18 protein-coding genes, 1 pseudogene and 1 riboswitch are annotated in these 18,351 nt (G+C 27.6%); of the genes and pseudogenes, 16 read left to right on the top strand and 3 right to left on the bottom strand.

The window, feature by feature from the left end:
- Positions 1–87 precede the first annotated feature (87 nt).
- Both FYJ26_RS01450 and FYJ26_RS01445 read right to left on the bottom strand, forming a co-directional pair.
- Positions 88–1,074, bottom strand: a complete 987-nt coding sequence (locus FYJ26_RS01450; RefSeq protein WP_154538950.1) for a sensor histidine kinase — start codon at positions 1,072–1,074, stop codon at positions 88–90.
- A complete protein-coding gene (locus FYJ26_RS01445) occupies positions 1,058–1,726 on the bottom strand; it encodes a response regulator transcription factor (protein ID WP_154538949.1) in 669 nt (222 codons plus the stop codon). The genes FYJ26_RS01450 and FYJ26_RS01445 overlap by 17 nt, the downstream gene beginning before the upstream one ends.
- A gap of 414 nt (positions 1,727–2,140) precedes the next feature.
- Between FYJ26_RS01445 and FYJ26_RS01440 the strand changes: the two are divergent.
- From FYJ26_RS01440 to FYJ26_RS01425, 4 genes and pseudogenes are all read left to right on the top strand, one after another.
- Positions 2,141–2,542: pseudogene (locus FYJ26_RS01440) on the top strand (response regulator transcription factor); the annotation flags it as partial.
- A 477-nt stretch (positions 2,543–3,019) separates the two neighbouring features.
- On the top strand, positions 3,020–3,541 hold the full coding sequence (locus FYJ26_RS01435) for a ClbS/DfsB family four-helix bundle protein (protein WP_154538948.1): 522 nt from the start codon (positions 3,020–3,022) through the stop codon (positions 3,539–3,541).
- A gap of 117 nt (positions 3,542–3,658) precedes the next feature.
- Entirely contained in the window at positions 3,659–3,961 is a 303-nt protein-coding gene (locus FYJ26_RS01430; RefSeq protein WP_326831223.1) for a DUF3784 domain-containing protein, read from the top strand.
- A 500-nt stretch (positions 3,962–4,461) separates the two neighbouring features.
- On the top strand, positions 4,462–5,301 hold the full coding sequence (locus tag FYJ26_RS01425) for a PrsW family intramembrane metalloprotease (RefSeq protein WP_154538947.1): 840 nt from the start codon (positions 4,462–4,464) through the stop codon (positions 5,299–5,301).
- Positions 5,302–5,767: 466 nt separating this feature from the next.
- On the opposite strand, the gene FYJ26_RS01420 is transcribed toward FYJ26_RS01425, so the two are convergent.
- Entirely contained in the window at positions 5,768–6,226 is a 459-nt protein-coding gene (locus FYJ26_RS01420; RefSeq protein WP_154538946.1) for a MaoC/PaaZ C-terminal domain-containing protein, read from the bottom strand.
- 107 nt (positions 6,227–6,333) lie between these two features.
- On the opposite strand from FYJ26_RS01420, the gene FYJ26_RS10955 reads away from it, so the two are divergent.
- The 12 genes from FYJ26_RS10955 (at position 6,334) to FYJ26_RS01365 (ending at position 18,252) form a co-directional block, all read left to right on the top strand.
- Positions 6,334–6,528 carry a hypothetical protein gene (locus FYJ26_RS10955; protein WP_229771191.1) on the top strand — a complete coding sequence of 65 codons (195 nt, stop codon included), beginning with the start codon at positions 6,334–6,336 and terminating at the stop codon, positions 6,526–6,528.
- A gap of 9 nt (positions 6,529–6,537) precedes the next feature.
- A complete protein-coding gene (locus FYJ26_RS01415) occupies positions 6,538–7,107 on the top strand; it encodes a DODA-type extradiol aromatic ring-opening family dioxygenase (RefSeq protein WP_229771190.1) in 570 nt (189 codons plus the stop codon).
- Between the two features lie 186 nt (positions 7,108–7,293).
- The gene (sdaAB, locus tag FYJ26_RS01410) at positions 7,294–7,959 is read left to right on the top strand and encodes an L-serine ammonia-lyase, iron-sulfur-dependent subunit beta (protein ID WP_154538945.1); all 666 of its coding nucleotides are present in this window, start codon (positions 7,294–7,296) and stop codon (positions 7,957–7,959) included.
- Positions 7,959–8,843: an L-serine ammonia-lyase, iron-sulfur-dependent, subunit alpha gene (gene sdaAA / locus FYJ26_RS01405; protein WP_154538944.1), complete on the top strand. Its 885-nt coding sequence runs from the start codon at positions 7,959–7,961 to the stop codon at positions 8,841–8,843. The genes sdaAB and sdaAA overlap by 1 nt, the downstream gene beginning before the upstream one ends.
- Before the next feature lie 258 nt (positions 8,844–9,101).
- Complete coding sequence (gene gloB, locus FYJ26_RS01400) at positions 9,102–9,788, top strand: hydroxyacylglutathione hydrolase (RefSeq protein WP_154538943.1); 687 nt, start codon at positions 9,102–9,104, stop codon at positions 9,786–9,788.
- 183 nt (positions 9,789–9,971) lie between these two features.
- Positions 9,972–10,043, top strand: a riboswitch (Fluoride riboswitch).
- A gap of 46 nt (positions 10,044–10,089) precedes the next feature.
- Positions 10,090–11,280 (top strand): cation:proton antiporter, encoded by a 1,191-nt coding sequence (locus FYJ26_RS01395; protein WP_154538942.1) that lies wholly within the window; start codon positions 10,090–10,092, stop codon positions 11,278–11,280.
- Between the two features lie 386 nt (positions 11,281–11,666).
- The gene (locus tag FYJ26_RS01390; protein WP_154538941.1) at positions 11,667–12,569 is read left to right on the top strand and encodes an alpha/beta fold hydrolase; all 903 of its coding nucleotides are present in this window, start codon (positions 11,667–11,669) and stop codon (positions 12,567–12,569) included.
- A gap of 346 nt (positions 12,570–12,915) precedes the next feature.
- Positions 12,916–14,220, top strand: a complete 1,305-nt coding sequence (locus FYJ26_RS01385; RefSeq protein WP_154538940.1) for a citrate transporter — start codon at positions 12,916–12,918, stop codon at positions 14,218–14,220.
- Between the two features lie 8 nt (positions 14,221–14,228).
- Complete coding sequence (locus FYJ26_RS01380; protein ID WP_154538939.1) at positions 14,229–16,358, top strand: hydantoinase/oxoprolinase family protein; 2,130 nt, start codon at positions 14,229–14,231, stop codon at positions 16,356–16,358.
- Positions 16,358–16,975 carry a hypothetical protein gene (locus FYJ26_RS01375; protein WP_154538938.1) on the top strand — a complete coding sequence of 206 codons (618 nt, stop codon included), beginning with the start codon at positions 16,358–16,360 and terminating at the stop codon, positions 16,973–16,975. The genes FYJ26_RS01380 and FYJ26_RS01375 overlap by 1 nt, the downstream gene beginning before the upstream one ends.
- Positions 16,965–17,978: a 3-dehydro-L-gulonate 2-dehydrogenase gene (gene yiaK / locus FYJ26_RS01370; protein WP_154538937.1), complete on the top strand. Its 1,014-nt coding sequence runs from the start codon at positions 16,965–16,967 to the stop codon at positions 17,976–17,978. The genes FYJ26_RS01375 and yiaK overlap by 11 nt, the downstream gene beginning before the upstream one ends.
- On the top strand, positions 17,971–18,252 hold the full coding sequence (locus FYJ26_RS01365) for a DUF1294 domain-containing protein (RefSeq protein WP_154538936.1): 282 nt from the start codon (positions 17,971–17,973) through the stop codon (positions 18,250–18,252). Before yiaK ends, FYJ26_RS01365 begins: the two co-directional genes overlap by 8 nt.
- The last annotated feature ends 99 nt before the right edge of the window (positions 18,253–18,351 follow it).

The following is an 18,351-nucleotide window of genomic DNA, read 5'->3' as shown; positions in this document are numbered from 1 at the left end:
TTTAGATAATAATAGACTTAAGTGACAGGAAAGTGACTAGAAAAAAAGACTAAGTTTTTATTTTTAAAACAAAGTCTTTAAATCAAATCAATTATAAAATCTTAATTCAAATGTATTTGATTTTTTCCCTCTATGATATAACAATTCCCCATTTTGTTTTTCCATAACGGACTTCGCCATAGGAAGACCAATACCATAGCCTTTTGATTTGGGATTTGCTTTATAAAAACGCTTGAGAACTTTCTCAAGCATTTGTTTATTCATACCTTCAGAAAAATCTTCCACAATTATACTTTTATACAAATTCGTTTCTTTAAGATATATTTCAATATGCTTATTTTTCGTTGCTTCTATTCCATTTTTTACAACATTAAAGACTGCTTCATAAGTCCAATCTTTATCACATATAAGGATGAAGTCATCTCCATGAAGAGAGATATTGACATCACTCGTTGAAAAATAGTCGGAAATATTTATAATTATTTCTTCCACAAATTCCTTAACCGAAACTTTATCTTTTGACATTTCAATTGTACCTGAATCAAGAGAAGCAAGTTCTAACAAAATATCCGCCAAATTGTAAAGCCTTAGTAAATTATCTCTAAGCCTAGTGATGTATTCTTTTGAATTTTTATCTTCACTGCCTTCCAATAGGTCAATTAGTAGTAAAGATCCAGTTAAGGGTGTTTTTATCTGATGTGCGATATCTTCTGTGTATTCTCTCAAAGTTTCTTTGTTCTTTTCTGAATTATCAGCAATTCGCTTGTTTTCTAATATTATTTTTATTATTTCATCTCTTAATTTTCCAAATTCATCATCTCTTATTTCCTCATTGCTAGAATCTATATTTAACGAATGCAAGAGAAGAAAAATATTATTTATTTTGTCATCCAATTCCCTTTCTTTTTTCTTCTCCCTTTTTACAAGCAATAGAAATAAAAAAAGATTTATTAACAAAAATCCTAAAAGTGTTAGAATATCAAATCTAGGACTAAGATAAACAACTATAAGGCATAGCAATAAATTTAGTGTTACTATTAAAATAATATTTTTGTATTTATTCCAAAGAGTCATTGTCCCACCTATATCCAATCCCTCTAACCGTTTTAATATGCTTTCCATATCTACCAAGCTTAGATCTTAATCTTTTTATCGTCACTGTCAAGGTATTGTCATTTACTTCATATAAATCATAACCCCATACATAATCAAGCATTTTTTCTCTAAAAAGATTTATATTTTGATTTTCTAAAAGCATTTCAAGAATAGAAAATTCTTTTAAGTTAAGGTCTATGTTTACTCCATCAATACTAGCTGATTTCGATGTAAAATCTAAAGTTAAATCTTTAAATATTAAAGTATCCGTCTTTTTGACCTTTCTTCTAAATACATTGTCAATTCTTGCTTTGAGTATAGAAAGAGAAAAGGGCTTAGTAATATAGTCATCAGCTCCTTGAGAAAGTCCTTTAACAACATATTGATCTTCACTTTTAACCGTAAGCATAATAATAGGGATATCTGAAAATTCCCTTAAGTATTTTAAAAAATTAAAACCAGAGCCATCAGGAAGATTTGCATCAAGCAAGATTAAATCAAAATCACTAAAATTTATATTTTCTAAACTAGAAAGTTTATCATAGACAACAGTTTTTATACTATATTTTTTTAAATAAGTCTTTACGGCAAATGCAATTGTGCTATCATCTTCAATCATTAATATTTTCAATTTTAAACTCCAATATTTAGATAAATCATATTTGAAATACCTATAAATTCTACAAAGTTTTATATACTTGCACTATTATCTAGTTTTAGCTTTATTATTATAGGTAATATTATCTCTTTTTTCTATAATTATAATAGTAAAATCAAATATTTCGCATTAAAATAATATTTACTTATAAAACTTTTTAATAATATTATACTATATTTTACAATTAATCTTTATAAATTATTGAAACAGCTTTATTTCACCATTTTACAATTAGATTTTCTCTATTTAATATAAGCTATAATGGTATACTATAAGTAGAATTATGCGATTATAAAGGGACTGTTGTGAAACGATAGAAATTCAAGATTTTGCAACAGATTCATTTTATAAACAGAAAATCCATTCCTAAAATAAGAGGAGTAAACAATGAAAAGTATTTTAATTATAGAAGATAATAGAGAAATTGCTTTAGAAATGAAAAAATATTTAATGAATAATGGCTATGATGTGAATATTGCATCTTCATATTACGAAGCAATCTATAAGATGAATGTCGACATAGATGTAGCTCTTTTAGATATCAATCTTCCAGATAAAGATGGGTATAAGTTGATAGAAAAATTAAAGAAAAAGGATATTAGAGTAATAGTTACTACAGTAAAAAATGATGAAGACTTTATTATTCATTCCCTTGACCAAGGAGCAGATGATTATTTAGTCAAGCCCTTTTCTTTAGCTATACTTAGGGCAAGAATTGATGCTGTTCTTAGGACTATTGTCTTGGCTGAAGATAAAACTATTACATATAAAGACATAAAAATAGATTTAATTAGAATAATTTAATTTTAGAAAGCCTTAGGTTAGATATTGATTTGAAAGTATTATTAGTTAGTAAATTTTATCATATTCAGCCAATTAAGATAATTAAAGAAAGAAATACAAATCAAATTTTAGTTTTATAGATAAATCTAAAATCAAAAAGTGTGGAAATTATAATGATATATTGAAATATGAAAGTTTATATAATGATTAATTAAAATTAAATAAAAAATTTTCTTTAGTGCTGTCAAATATATAATAAGGCATTTCACACAATATATTTGACACTAAATCATAAATTACATGTCTACTTAATATATAAATAATAAGTCATCATAGATGTCTTATTACATTTAAATTGGGATAAGAGAATGGTATAATATTAATAATATGAATATTATTTTTTACAATTAGTTTAGGTATTGATATTAAGAATTGTATTTAATTTATATAAAAACTAATAATTAAAATTATGGAGGTGATTTTTTGAGAGTATATGAGAATAAAGATGAACTTAAAAATGAAATAAGTAAAGCATTTGAGAAATATATTTTAGAATTTGATAATATTCCAGAAACATTAAAAGATAAGAGAGTAAATGGAGTTGATAGAACTCCAGCAGAAAATCTTGCTTATCAGGTAGGATGGACAAGCTTAGTTCTTAAATGGGAGGAAGATGAAAAAAGGGGACTCCAAGTGAAAACACCATCAGATGAATTTAAATGGAATCAGCTTGGTGAATTATATCAGTACTTCACAGATACATATGCACATAAATCACTAAAAGAGTTGAAGGAACAACTGACAAATAATATTGAGGGTATTTATTTAATGATTGATTCATTGAGTGAGGAAGAATTATTTAAACCACATATGAGAAAATGGGCTGATGAAGCAACTAAAACAGTGGTATGGGAAGTATATAAATTTATTCATATAAATACTGTTGCACCATTTGGAACATTTAGAACAAAAATTAGAAAGTGGAAAAAGAATGCTCTAGCTTAGATTTTTAACTTATTGATAATAAAGGCGTTAGTTGAGGTGTTTTATAGTAAAATGTATACAAATATATCTATAAACAATCTGAGAGATAAAGTCATTTTATAACAAAGAAGCAGCTGTATGATATTTGCTTGTACCAATAATTCACTTAGTAGAAATGTAACATTTTTAAGAAATAAATTAGAATTTGGAGATATGTTTATGACAATATTAAAAATTATTATAATAATGCTAGGGGTTACTTTTTCAATATTCGGATATTTAATTTTTTTTAAGAAAAATTATAAGTTAATTAATAATTTTGAAGTTGACTATAAAGCAGGCAGAAAAACAGAATCCTATGCAAAAAAAGTTGGTATTATCGAATTAATAATTGGCATAGTTTTAACTTTAGTTGGTCTTTTTATTATCATAATTAAATAGATAAATTCAATATTGTACAATAAAAATAAAGGATTTTATAAATTTTTATTAAAGATGACAGAGAAAGAACTGTCGTCTTTTTCTTTGAAATTTTATATAAAACATGTAAATTATTGATTCTAACTATTTCTATTGGAAATAATAATTATCATATATTTTATTCTGCTTATAAGGAATAAGAATTTCCTTTAGGAATAAATCAAAAATAAGAAAAGCAGAATATTATTATTTGATAATTTAGTAAATTCTAAAATTAAGGATGTTTTTTAAACAACACTAAATAATTTAGTCATTTTAAATATCAAAAATAAGATGTAGGTTTAGAAGACAAATCTTATTTAGATGGTTGAAATAATATCTAAAAAATGATATAATTATCACGAAAATTTTATTATTTTAATGAATAATATAATTCTAAATAATATATTTTTTTACTATGAAATAAATTATATTATATTAAAAAATAATTCAATTATATTATTAAATATGGAGGATGATATATGAAAAAATTTATTAGTAAATATGGGCGTAATTTGTTAGTCGCGATAACTTTAGCATTAGTATTTGTGAGTTTTCGTGATTTTTTTATTCAGTTTTCAGAAAAAGATAAAGATGTAGCTTTATTTCCTAGCTTTTTAATTGCATCAAGTATAGTTTTATTATATGCTATACCAATTGCATTTTTAATATACTATTTAGTAAAAAAATTAAATGTTTCATGTAAAGTAGTTATGTTGAGCTTTATACTTGGATTTACATTGCCATTATATTTAGGAAGTCTAGGAAATTCCTTGATTTCAATGTTCTTATTTTTTATAAAAGCACCACAGACATTACTTGATGAGTGGGGAGCTGCTTTAACTGCTCCTTTTGCAGAAGAGATAGCTAAAGGTATAGTTGTACTTTTAGTATATTTATTGTGTAAAGGAATTTCATTGAAAGAAGCTTTTATATCTGGAATGATTTCAGGATTTGGATTTCAGGTTTTTGAAGATTGGGCATATATTTTTCAAAGTACTTTTGGGGAGACAAATAGTGGATTTACAATAGCTTTTGAGAGGGTTTCTAATGCCCTTGGTAGTCATATGGCTTTTGCAATAGTTTTTGGAGTTGGACTTATAGCTCTTATAAAAAAGAGTTCTGTAATTTCTAGACCTAAAGCTTTATGTTTTATTATAGCTCCAGTTATCTTGCATTTCATTTGGAATTCTCCACTTGAAGGTGATTGGGTATTTCTTTTGATTGGAAGTATAAATTTAAATCTTGCTTATTATGTATTTACAAATGTTAATAATTTAGATAATAATGATAAGCTAGCTAGGAATGTGTTGGTTGAATAAAATTGCAATTTAATTACAATTAATAACATAAGTATTATATTTATAATAATTATAGAAATAATAAAATGATTATTGATTATATATTAATAAATATATTTAATTAAGCAGATATCAATTTGATAAATGCTTATTCAAGAAACAGTAAATCAGATTAGTTTTACTGTTTTTTGTTGCTTAAAATTAACAAGATAGGAGAAGAAAATAGACATATTGTCAAAAATTAAATCTTTCAAAGACTATTTTATAAAGATAATAAATTTATAAAAGATTAATTTATTAACTTAGCACATTTTAAAAACTATAAAATGAGTAAATCTAAGATAGTTAAATCTTGAAATAGTAAGTATTGATGATAAGATTTCTAAGTTAAGGTTAGATAATTATTAAGATAATAATTATCTAGCTTATCTTAGATAAAATATGGATGGAATTTTAATAATATAATGACTTACCAAAATATTGATTTTTAAATAGAATCTTGATTATTTGTAGAAGTTTTACTTTTAACTAAAATATTTGCCTCAAAGTATAAAACTTTCTGATTATTTTGGTTTGTGGTAAGATAAGATAAATTTACTATACCTTGCTTCTTTGTCTTAGATTTTCTCTTATCTAAAACTGTAAGAATAGACTTTAGTCTATCATTTGCATAAACAGGATTATACCATACAAGATTATTTAATCCAGCACCTGCAATCATTCCCTCTTCGTCTTTTTTTGTCTTAACCCACTTAGACCAAGAAAAGGCTAATGTAAAAAAACCTGATGCAATTATATCATTAAATCTGGTTTCTTTTGCACTATTTTTATTAAGGTGAAATGGCCTAGGGTCATATTTTTTTGCAAAGTCAATCATTTCATCAAAGTCTACTATTTCTTCATCTAGTAGATATTTATCACCTATTTTATAATCTTCAAAATACATAATAACTCCTTTTAACTCTTATAACATTATTATCCATTTATAGATAATTTAAACATTTATATAATAATTTGATTTTAGGGTATCTATATTTTTGTAAAGGAGATTTTATGAAATTACCAACATTATTTGTAGGTCATGGCTCACCTATGATCGCACTTGAAAACACAGAGATAACAAAGAATTTTAAAAAAATAGGAAATTATATAATAGATGAATATGAAAGGCCTAAGGCAATATTAGCTATATCTGCACATTGGTTTACAAGAGGGAATTTTACTCAAAATGAAGATAATCCTAGATAGATTTATGATATGTATGGATTTCCAAAAGAATTATATGAGGTCAAATACCATGTAAATGGAGACCATGTATTGACAGATAAGATTCTTAATCTTTTAAAAAATGATGATATAAAACTAAATCAACAATGGGGGATAGATCATGGTACTTGGACAGTTTTAGTTCATATGTTTCCAGAAGCTGATATTCCTGTTGTTCAATTATCAGTAAATGCTAGTATAGGAGAAAGAGAAGTATTTAAGATTGGAAAAAAATTAAAAGATTTAAGAGATGAAGGATATCTAATACTTGGAAGTGGAAATATTGTCCACAATCTTAGGTATGTTGATTGGGAAAAAAAAGATGCAAGTTTAGAAAATAGGGAGTTTGATAAGTTCATAGTAGAAAATGTCTTATCTAAAAACTTTGAGAATGTCATAAACTATGATAAAAACCCTTATTCATCCTATGCAGTACCAAGCAAAGATCACTTTTATCCTCTTATTTATGTATTGGGAGCAAGTGATAATGATAAGGTAGAAGTTTTTAATCAAGTTGGAAGTTTAGCTTCTATTTCAATGACTTCTTTTATATTTAAATGATGATAAGTAAGACTTTTGTGCTTACTTTTTAAGTTATCTTAATTAGTCAAGTAAAGGTATGAATTAATAATATATCAATATTTAATTATAAAAATATAAGAGTATTATAATATTGTAGATGTATTAAAATGATAAGCTTGAAAAGGTTTTATTTATATTTAAATTATAGTAAATAAAGGAGAAAATATGAAAGAATATGGAGTATTTGACATAATAGGACCTGTTATGATAGGTCCATCGTCATCTCATACTGCAGGAGCTGCAAGAATTGCTCAAGTAGCTATATCTATTGTGAAAAAAGGCTTCTATAGAGTGGACTTTCATTTACATGGCTCTTTTGCCAAAACTTATAAGGGTCATGGTACTGATAAGGCACTTTTGGCTGGTGTTTTAGGTTTTAAACCAAATGATAAAAGGCTTAGGGATTCTTTTGCAATAGCTAAAAAAGAAGGTTTAGAATTTCACTTTATTAAAGATGACTTAGGTACTGTTCATCCAAATACAGCCAAGCTTGTATTTTATTATAAGGATGGAACTACATCATCTGTTACAGGATCATCAATTGGTGGTGGTAATATTGAAATTATTGAAATAAATGACGTATTAATCTCCTATAACGGAAAATTTCCTACAATTATACTTAAATATGGGGAACAGAAGGGTGTTATCTATGAAGTGTCTAAACTTCTTGCAACCAATAATTACAATATAGAAAGTATAAAGACCGTTAAACAAGATGAGGAAGTAACATTGATTGTCGAGCTTAATGAAAGGCTTAAAAAAGATTTGATTGATAAAATTATAAATGATAAAAGATATGACTATGCAAACTATATAGAAGGGGTTAAATAATGTTTAGAAAGGCTAAAGACGTAATTAAAGAATGTGAGGAAAGAGGACTTCACATCCACGATTTAGTATTGGAAGAAGAATTAAAATCATCGCAAATTGACAAAGATGATATTTTAAATAAATTAAGAAAAATGTTTAAGGTAATGGAAAGATCAGCTCAAGGCAATCTAAATAATGAAACTAAGACCACCATGGGTATGATTGATGGATTTGCAAAAAAAATGAATGCATATTCTAAAGAAGGCAAGTCAATTACAGGTGATTTTATAACAGAAGCTATGGCTATGGCTTTTTCAACTCTTGAAATATCAGCCGCTATGGGTGAGATTGTTGCAAGCCCTACAGCAGGTTCTTCAGGTATTCTACCTGCGATTTTATATTCTTTAAAGAAGAGAGAAGGATTTTCAGATGAAAAAATTGTAGAAGCAATGCTTACAGCAATAGGCATAGGTAAAATGATTGGTTATTATGGATCATTTGCTGGAGCTGAAGGTGGTTGTCAGGCTGAAACTGGCTCAGGCTCTGCAATGGGAGCAGCAGCCGCATGCTATCTCTATGACCAATCTCCAGAAGTATGTTTTCATGCTGCAAGTTTTGCTTTTCTTCATGTTTTAGGACTGGTTTGTGACCCCATAGCAGGACTTGTAGAGTATCCTTGTACTTTTAGAAATGCATCTGGTGTTGTAAATGCTTTTATTTCTGCTGATATGGCCATGGCAGGAATTACATCTATTGTACCATTTGATGAAGTTTGTAGGGCTGCTGGTGAAGTTGGATCAACACTTCCGGAAGCGTTAAGAGAAACAGGAATAGGTGGAATAGCAGGTACAGAAACAGGAAGAAGAATAAGAGAAAAATTCTTTGCACTTGGAAATGATGAATAAAAAATAAGACCTAGTTATATTTCTTACCTGTTACATTACTATATTAATAATATATTTTTGTAGACTTTATAGTACTAATATAAAAGTATTCTAAATATCGATTGTGATTTTTAGAATTTAGAAATGAAGAAAAAAAGACAATTAGCTATATTAAAACTTTAAAAACAAAATCCAAATGTATAAAAATACCTTTTTCTTTATTAAATAATTAAATTTGTGGTATAAATAATAATAACTACTAATAAGAAGGGATTGTGTATGAAAATTAAATATATAAAAGCTTTAAAAGATAATTATATATGGGCTATAGAAAAAGCTAATGATATTATTATAATAGATCCAGGGGAAACAAGACCTGTTTTAGAATATATCAAAGGTAAAAATCTTGTAGGAATTTTAATAACTCACAAGCATATGGATCATATTGGTGGAGTTTCGAGCTTGAAAGAAAAATATAAGAACTCTATTGTAATAGGACCAATTGAAACTGAAGATTTAAACGATAAGACAGTAAAAGATGGGGACGAGTTTGAGCTTTTGGGATTTAAATTTAAGGTAATAGAGACAGATGGGCACACTGAAGAGCATATATCATATCTTACTGAAAATAACCTATTTTGTGGAGATACTATTTTTTCATCAGGCTGTGGCAGGGTATTTACTAAAAAATATGATAGAGCATTTAATTCTGTTAAAAAAATTAAAAATCTAAGCATGGATACTCTAATATATCCTGCTCATGAATATACCATAGATTGTCTAAAATCATCAAAGAAAATTATAAAAGATAAGATTATTGATGATGCTATAAATGAAGCTCAAGAAAAAATTGATAAAGGACTTCCAAGCTTACCTACAAGTGTAGAAAAAGAATATCGTATTAATCCATTTTTTATGGCTAAAGATCTTAATGAGTTTAAAGAATATATTAGGATAAAGAATTAGTTAAGGATTTAAATAATGATTATGATAGTGAAGATATAAATATTTCTAAAATAATTATAAGTGGTAAAAATAAAAACAAAGCTAGTATTATTTTGATAAGGGCTTATTTTATATAAGAGCTATCAGTATATATTCTTAAATATAGACTTTAACTTCTTGACTTAAATTATAAATTTATATATAATAAATTTAGGGAATGAAGTTCTCCCTAAGATTAATCTTAAACCGCATTATGCTGATGACTTCTGTCTATATAAGGGACAGGATTCATCAGTTTTTTTGTCCCAAAAGGAGGATATATATGTTATTATCACTAGGCCTCATTATACTTATAGGTCTTTTTCTTGGGGAGATTTTAAAAAAATTAAAGCTTCCCTCTCTTATTGGAATGCTTCTTACAGGTATTATACTAGGAACTTTTGGACTAAACATACTAGACGATAAAATTCTTTTGATTTCAGAAGATTTAAGACAAATTGCTCTAATAATAATTTTATTAAAAGCAGGATTTTCCTTAGATATATCAGATTTAAAAAGGGTGGGAAAATCTGCCATTCTTTTATCTTTTCTACCTGCAAGCTTTGAAATTCTAGCTTATTTTTTATTTGCAAGATTATTTTTTAATATAAGTCCTATTGATTCGCTTTTAATGGGGTCAGTTCTTGCCGCAGTATCTCCTGCTGTTGTAGTACCTAGGATGGTTAAGTTAATAGAAGAAAAGAGGGGAGTAGGAAAGTCTATTCCACAAATGATTATGGCTGGCTCGTCTTGTGATGATATATTTGTTTTAGTTTTATTTTCGATTTTTCTATCTATGGCTAAGGGAGAAGGTACAAATTTCATATCTTTGCTAAATGTTCCTGTGTCTATTATTTTAGGAATATTACTTGGGTGTATAATAGGATATTTACTTGATAGGATATTTGAGTTTTTTTATAGTAGAGATTATCTAATAAGAAATTCTATTAAGTTACTTATATTTTTGGGTATTTCCTTTCTTCTAGTATCTTTTGAAAATATTTTGAAGGGAAAAATTCCAATATCTGGACTTTTGGCAATAATATCTATGGCAAGTTTTTATAGGCTTAAAGCAAAGGAAATTGTATCTAATAGGCTTTCAGAAAAGTTTGGAAAAATTTGGATTTTTGCAGAGATTCTTTTATTTGTTCTAGTAGGTGCAGAAGTTGATATAAGATATTTGTCAAATATTGGACTTTTAGGGATAGTTATGATATTTATTGCTCTTTTATTTAGATCTTTTGCTACTTTAATAGCTGTAAAAGATGCAAAACTTAATAAGAAAGAAAAGATATTTACTATTGTATCATATATGCCAAAGGCAACAGTTCAAGCGGCTATTGGTTCAATTCCCATGGCAAATGGATTATCATCTGGAAATGTAATTTTGTCTATTGCAGTCTTAGGTATTTTAATAACAGCACCTTTAGGAGCAATATTTATTGATAATCTTTATAATAAGTTATTGGATTAATTATAGTCTAAATAAAAAACTCGTATAAATCATTGGATTGCTTATACGAGTTTTTATATTTGAGAGAAATCTTTGCCTAGTATTTTATTTAAAAATTTTACATATGTATTTTCTTAAATTTATATCTATTGAATCTTAATATATCATTATAGATAACTTTTTATCTATTTTTTTAATATACAACAACTATAGGTTTTTATTAGTAAGAATACTACATTTATTATATTAAATAAGTTTTTTTCTTAATTGCTTTCTATATGAAAAAATATCTGTTTTTCTAAAATTTTTTATTAGATATAAATTAATAGACTTATCTATATAAATATATTATTTTTAGTATATAATAGAATTGTATAATTATATAAGAGTGAGATAGAAGGTGCAAAATGAAAGAAATTGAATTTAGTAAAATTAAATTAGAAAATGGCGAAATAATGGCTTATAGACATGTTGGTAACGGAGACAATGTGCTTATTCTTGTACATGGTTTTCAATCTTCATCTAGTTTTTTTGAAGATTTGCTAGAATCATTTGATCAAGATATAAATGTCTATGCACCTGATTTGATAGGTTATGGAGACTCAACATATAAAATTAAACATAAAGAGATGAAAGATTGGGCTTTTGATTTATATTATTTTTTAAATGCTTTAAAGATTAATAGGATAAGTCTTGCAGGTTGGTCTTTGGGAGGATTAGTCTGTATGGATTTTGCAGGATTATACCCAGATTTTGTTAAAAATCTTATCTTAATAGCATCTGTTGGAAATGAAGGTTTTATTATGCCTGATAAGAAAGAAAAAAAAGATGATCACTTTAAATTAAAGCTTCCAAACTTTTTAAAAGATTTTAGCTTAAGGCATGATGAATCTTTTACTATTCCAATTTTAAATGGGATAAAGGATAAGGATATTGACTTTTTTAAAGACCTTTTAAGTCAAACTATATTTAATGTTAATGATCCTGATCCTAATGATTTAAGAAAAATGGCAGAAGACTTTATAAAACAAAAATGTTTTCTAGAAGCCTTGCTTGCCATGGTTAAATATGATAATACTAAAAATGGTTCTGGTTTGATTAATAATATTATCATGCCAACAACTTGGATGCATGGGGATAAGGATATGGTTATTCCGATTGATAATGCTTATAAAAGTATAGAAAATTTTCCAAAAAAAGTTAATTTTATAGAGTTTAAAGATTCAGGTCATGCGATTTTTGTTGATGAAAAGGACAAATTTTTATTATCTTTATATAAAATTTTGGGAAAAGAGAATAAAAATAATTGACGAATTTTAAAATTAAGAATTCTATCTTTGCATAATACTCTAATATAATTATCTATTTTGCTTTGATAGATATGGGTAATAAATGGTTGTATTTTATTATAATCTATATTAGGATTTTTTAATGTAAAAGATTAGTAGCTAATTAATAATTTCATTTATCTTATATATTTTGATTAAGCTCTTATCATTCAATTTACTTAATGGTGTATAAAGTTTTATTTATAATAATTCTTATATTTAATTTATAAATAAAAATATTTTAATTGACTTTAGTAAAAAGTTTTCATATAATAGATCTTATGAATGTAAGCGATTACATTTTATTTTTTAAAATTAGGAGGTTAGTATGGAACTTGCTATTGGAATAGCACTTATTATTTCCTATATAGGTCTTGCGATTTATGCGGCAAGAGGAGGAAACCTAATGACTGGATTTTTTGTTATGGCAGTTATTTGGCTATTCTTTTGTATCTTAGGTGGTAAGCTTACTTGGGAAGATGGAATGAAAGATATTTTACAAGGTGGACCCGAATCATGGGGTGCCACAGCAGTTAATGTAATTTTTGGTTCTTGGTTTGGGAAAATCCTTGTTGATACAGGAATTGCATCAAAACTTATAAAATCTGTAACAGAGCTTGGTGGAGATGATCCTTTTATAGTTACTCTTTTACTTTCTATTGTTACAGGAATAATTTTCACAGCAACATTTGGAGCAGGAGCTGTAGTTGCTATAGGGGTAATTGTTTTACCTATATTATTATCACTAGGTGTACCTAAGTATTTAGCAGTAACTTCATATTTGATGAGTGTTGCAAGTGGTATGTATTTAAATCCTGTTTTATTTTCACAAATGCAAGCAATTTTTGAAGATATGACTTATAATAGTGAATATTTAAATTGGGCTTTTATTGCCATGGCTGTTCAACTTATAATTATTGGAATTATGCTTTTTGTTCATATGAAAGTTTTAAATAAAACAAAAAGAAGAAAATCTTGGGATCTTAATTTAAATGAAGAAAATGTGTCTTTAGATAATGTACCAGCTATAGCATTAATAACACCAATTATACCTACAACCTTATCAATAGCATTTTCGTGGGCATCTATTCCTGCTTTTATTGTAGGTTCAGTATTTGGTTTAGGAGTTTGTGGTAAATTAAAAGGTGGTTGGAATAATATTTCAAGAGTAGTATCCCAAACATTTTATGATGGGGTAATAGATGTAGCAAGCCTTTTAGGTTTCTTATTTATTCTACCTATGTTTAATAAAATAAGTGGTGTAGCAGCACCTTTCTTCGATCCTATTTTAGGAGATTTATTGCCAAAAACTACTTTGGGTTTAACAATTGCTTTTGTAATAATTGCTCCTTTGGGATTATTTAGAGGACCACTTACAATATTTGGTGCTGGTGCTGCAACTGTGGGTGTACTTTCACAACTTGGATCATATTCTACACCATTTTTATTTACTCTTATGTACGTACCAACTATAGCAATGAACCTTGCAGCTTGTCCTACTCAATCTTGGAATTTATGGGCTTTAAATTACAGTAAGGTTAGTGTAAAAAGTTTTATGAAAACTGGAGTTGTATGGGCATGGCTTATATCAGCCATTAATTTATTCTTAGTTTTCGTATTTTTTGGATCATAGGAGGTATTATGTCAAGAAAAATTCGCGTAGGTATAGATGTTGGCGGAACAAATACGAAGGCAGTAGCCATTGATAATGAAACATATGAAATAGTCGGAGTAGGAATTATACCAACAACTCACGATCATGAACTTGGTGTAAGCCAAGGGGTAATAGATTCGTTTAAAAAATGTTTAACTGAAAATAATATTTCACCAGATGAGGTTACATTTATTGCACACTCAACTACTCAAGCTACAAATGCTCTTGTAGAAGGTGATGTTGCAAAAGTTGGAGTAATAGCTGTATCAGATGGTGGAATTGTTGGATTTTTATCAAAAATTCAAGCTAAAATTAAAGATATAGATCTTGATGAAGAGGGTAAAAGAAAGATAACTACTGCTTTTAGATATATCAATAAAAAAAATTTTAATGAAAAAAATATATCAGATGCGATTGATAGTCTTATAAGTGAAGGATGTGGGGTTATAGCAGCTAGTAAAACTTTTGGTGTTGATGATATAGAAGAAGAACTTTTAATCAAAAAGATTGGCAAAGAAAAGAATATTGAAGTATGTGCTGCATCTGAAATTTCAAAATTATATGGTCTTACAAGAAGGACAAGAACTGCGGTTATAAACGGTTCAATTCTTCCTAGAATGATTCAAACAGCAAATTCAACTGAATCTGCCGTTAAAGCTGCTGGCATTAAGGCACCTCTTATGATAATGAGAGGTGATGGTGGAGTAATGGATATAGAAGAAATGAGAAATAGACCAGTTCTTACTATGCTTTCAGGCCCTGCCGCATCTACAGTAGGTGCTTTGATGTATCTTAAGGTTTCAAATGGTATATTTTTTGAAGTAGGTGGCACAACAACGGATATTGGAGTTATAAAAAATGGTAGACCTATGATAGATTATGCGGTTGTAGGTGGACAAAGAACGATGGTAAATTCTATGGACGTTCATACAGTAGGAGTTGCTGGAGGTTCTATGATTAGGGCAAATAATGGTAAAATTATAAAAGTAGGGCCTAGATCATGCCATATTGCAAATCTTGAATATGTTGTTTTTAATAAACCAGATTTATTCGATGGTGCAAAAATCAAGCAAATATCTCCAATAAAAAATGATCCAGAAGATTATATAGTTATTACTGCAAATAATGGCAAGGACTATGCATTAACAACTACTTGTGCAGCAAATGCCTTGGGAATTATAGAAGAAGGAGACTACTCATTTGGTTATGTAGAAAGTGCAAAAAAATGTTTTAATCTTCTAGGGGAATTCTTAAATATGTCTGGAAAAGATGCAGCCCAAGCTGTTCTTGATGATGCGGCCAATACAACTAATGAAGTTATTTATGAGCTAATGGATAAGTATAAAGTTGAAAAATCACAAACTACCATAGTAGGAGGTGGAGGAGGGGCAAAGGTGCTCCTACCAAATGCTAGCCGTAAGATGGATGTTAAATATAAATTAGCTGATAAGGCAGAGATAATTTCATCAATAGGGGTTGCACTTGCAATGGTAAGAGATGTTGTGGAAAGGGTAATACCACAACCAACTAATGATGATATAAGATTATTAAGAAATGAGGCAACAGATCAAGTAATAAAATCTGGTGCTACAGCTGAATCTGTAGAAATACAAATTGAAATTGACCAACAAACTTCAAAGGTTCGTGCTATAGCAACAGGATCTACAGAAATCGCAACTCAAGAACTATCAAAACATATAAGTGATGATGAGGCAAAAGAATTAGTAATAGATAGTTTTTCTGATACTAAGGGTGAGATAAAACTTGAAGCTAAAAATGATTATTTTAGAGTTTATACAAAAGAAGTAAATGGTAAGTCAGAGCTTAGGGCTATTGATAATAAAGGTTTTATAAAACTACAACGAGCTGATGCAAAGGCTTTAAAAACTTCTAGTGCAAGTATAAGATCTCTTGCAGATAAAATTTGGGAAAATTTATCAGTATTTAAATCAGATATTAAGCTAAACCCAGATCTTTATTTGTGTATTGGTGCAAAAATAGCAGATTTTGAAGGACTTACAAGTTTAGAACAGTTAAATATGTTGATAGATTCAGAACTATCAGTAAGGGATACAAATGAAGAGGTAATCTTAATTGGAGCTAAAAATGATTTATAATGGATATAATAAAAGATATTTTACTAATAGATGATAAAACTTTTGCATTATTTTTATTAGATCAAGATTTCTTATCAAGAAAAATTAAAAATAAAAAGGAAATCATAAGAAAATCCATGGAATGTGGGTTTTCTTTTGCTAATAAATATAAGAGTTATAGTATTAAAGATCTGTTAGAAAGATTTAATCTAAAAGTAGTTGAAGATTGTGGAAGTGAAAATTTTTCCTATTATGAGTTAGCCTTTTTTGAGAAACCTAACCAAATTCATCTATGCAAAAACAATATTAAAAAGGTAGAAGATAAGATTATATCTTTAGGCTTAAATATTAATGTAGAGGATATTGTGCTTGCTCATGAAATATTTCATAAAATAGAACAGGAAAATAAGTATGTATATACTGATAATATTTATATTGAAAGTTTTAAACTTGGTCCCATTAAGAAAAAAAATAAATTAAAATCATCAAGTGAGATAGGTGCAATGGCATTTTCAAAAGAATTTTTATCACTTTCTTTTAATCCAGTACTGATAGATTATTTTCTTTCCTTAGCATTTAATAAAGAAAATGTATTCTTAAAAAAAATTAATTATTACAGGAGTAAGAATGAAAGTTAAATATGATATTTTAAAAAATACTATAAAATTAGCCCTATTAAAAAATTGTGTATCAGAAGAAGATGCTGAAATAATGGCTAAAGTTCATGCAGATTCAACACTAATAGGAGTAAATTCACATGGTTTAAATAGGATTCCTAGACTTATTAATTTTATAAATGATGGTTTAATTAATATAAATGGAAAACTCAAACTCATTAAAAAATTTGGAGCTATAGAAAATTATGATGCAAACTTGGGTTTTGGAGTTATAAATTCTATAAAAGCTTCTAAAAGAGCTGCAGAACTAGCAATAGAAAATGGAATAGGAATGGTTAGCGTTAAAAACTCCACTCATTGGATGAGAGCTGGAACTTATGGTGAGCTTATAGCAGAAAGAGGGATGATTGCTTTATGCTTTACTAATACTGAATCACTTATGCCTTTATGGGGTTCGGATGAAAAATCCATAGGAAATAACCCAATGTGTATAGCAATACCATCAAAAAGTGGAAATATAATCCTTGATATGGCTATAAGCCAATATTCATATGGTAAACTTGATTCGTCAAAAATAAAAAATGAGTATCTTCCATATCCTGGTGGCTTTGATAGTGAAGGCAATCTAACTAATGATCCTAATAAAATCATTGAATCTCAAAGACTTCTTCCAATAGGTTATTGGAAAGGCTCAGGTCTAAGTTTATGTCTTGACGCTATGGCATCATTGTTATCAACCGGAAAGTCAACTTACGATATGGATGAAGACAAAGCTTTTAACTGTACAGGATGTTCCCAAATATTTATTGCTATGAATCCAGAAGTTTTCTCCACTGAGCAAGAAAATGAAAAAGTAATCGAGAAAATAAAACAAAAAGTTCACTCTGTAAGAACTCTTGAAGAAAATTCATCTGTACGTTTTCCTGGGGAAGGAAGCATAAAAAGAAAAGATAAGAATCTAAAAGAAGGAATTGAAGTTGATGACTTCTACTATGAGAAAGTTAAATCTTTTATAAATGTTTAATTTAGGAATTTTAATTTACCTATTGATAATAAATCTTTTTTCTATAAATTTAACTTGCTATGATAAAATAGCTTCAAAAAAAATAAAAAGAAAAAGAATTAAGGAAAGCAAGCTTTTAACAATAGCTTTTTTAGGTGGAGCTTTAAGTATGTATATTTTAATGAGACTAATTCATCATAAAACAAAGCATAAAAATTTTATGATACTTCTTCCTATATTTACGCTTATACATTTATTTATAATATTGATATTAAAAACCAATCATATATTATAAATAATATCATTATGGATAAAAAACATTACAGATATTTGAACTTATTTTGCCAAAAAGTTAAATAAGCCTGTGAGAGAAAGAACATTTACTCGAATTTAG

The sequence above is a fragment of the Anaerococcus porci genome (assembly GCF_009696575.1).
In the GTDB taxonomy this organism is placed as follows: Bacteria; Bacillota; Clostridia; order Tissierellales; family Peptoniphilaceae; genus Anaerococcus; species Anaerococcus porci.
Note: the sequence above shows the minus strand (reverse complement) of the source record. Positions and strands in the feature narration are given on the sequence as shown.

What these genes read in the sequence shown, in the direction of transcription:
- yiaK (WP_154538937.1), top strand. Translation starts at nt 16,965, where the DNA reads ATGAAAGTTAAATATGATATTTTAAAAAATACTATAAAATTAGCCCTA.
- FYJ26_RS01425 (WP_154538947.1), top strand. Translation starts at nt 4,462, where the DNA reads ATGAAAAAATTTATTAGTAAATATGGGCGTAATTTGTTAGTCGCGATA.
- FYJ26_RS01390 (WP_154538941.1), top strand. Translation starts at nt 11,667, where the DNA reads ATGAAAGAAATTGAATTTAGTAAAATTAAATTAGAAAATGGCGAAATA.
- FYJ26_RS01420 (WP_154538946.1), bottom strand. Translation starts at nt 6,226, where the DNA reads ATGTATTTTGAAGATTATAAAATAGGTGATAAATATCTACTAGATGAA.
- FYJ26_RS01395 (WP_154538942.1), top strand. Translation starts at nt 10,090, where the DNA reads ATGTTATTATCACTAGGCCTCATTATACTTATAGGTCTTTTTCTTGGG.
- sdaAB (WP_154538945.1), top strand. Translation starts at nt 7,294, where the DNA reads ATGAAAGAATATGGAGTATTTGACATAATAGGACCTGTTATGATAGGT.
- FYJ26_RS01430 (WP_326831223.1), top strand. Translation starts at nt 3,659, where the DNA reads ATGATATTTGCTTGTACCAATAATTCACTTAGTAGAAATGTAACATTT.
- FYJ26_RS01450 (WP_154538950.1), bottom strand. Translation starts at nt 1,074, where the DNA reads ATGACTCTTTGGAATAAATACAAAAATATTATTTTAATAGTAACACTA.
- FYJ26_RS10955 (WP_229771191.1), top strand. Translation starts at nt 6,334, where the DNA reads ATGAAATTACCAACATTATTTGTAGGTCATGGCTCACCTATGATCGCA.
- FYJ26_RS01380 (WP_154538939.1), top strand. Translation starts at nt 14,229, where the DNA reads ATGTCAAGAAAAATTCGCGTAGGTATAGATGTTGGCGGAACAAATACG.
- sdaAA (WP_154538944.1), top strand. Translation starts at nt 7,959, where the DNA reads ATGTTTAGAAAGGCTAAAGACGTAATTAAAGAATGTGAGGAAAGAGGA.
- FYJ26_RS01365 (WP_154538936.1), top strand. Translation starts at nt 17,971, where the DNA reads ATGTTTAATTTAGGAATTTTAATTTACCTATTGATAATAAATCTTTTT.
- gloB (WP_154538943.1), top strand. Translation starts at nt 9,102, where the DNA reads ATGAAAATTAAATATATAAAAGCTTTAAAAGATAATTATATATGGGCT.
- FYJ26_RS01375 (WP_154538938.1), top strand. Translation starts at nt 16,358, where the DNA reads ATGGATATAATAAAAGATATTTTACTAATAGATGATAAAACTTTTGCA.
- FYJ26_RS01385 (WP_154538940.1), top strand. Translation starts at nt 12,916, where the DNA reads ATGGAACTTGCTATTGGAATAGCACTTATTATTTCCTATATAGGTCTT.
- FYJ26_RS01415 (WP_229771190.1), top strand. Translation starts at nt 6,538, where the DNA reads ATGTATGGATTTCCAAAAGAATTATATGAGGTCAAATACCATGTAAAT.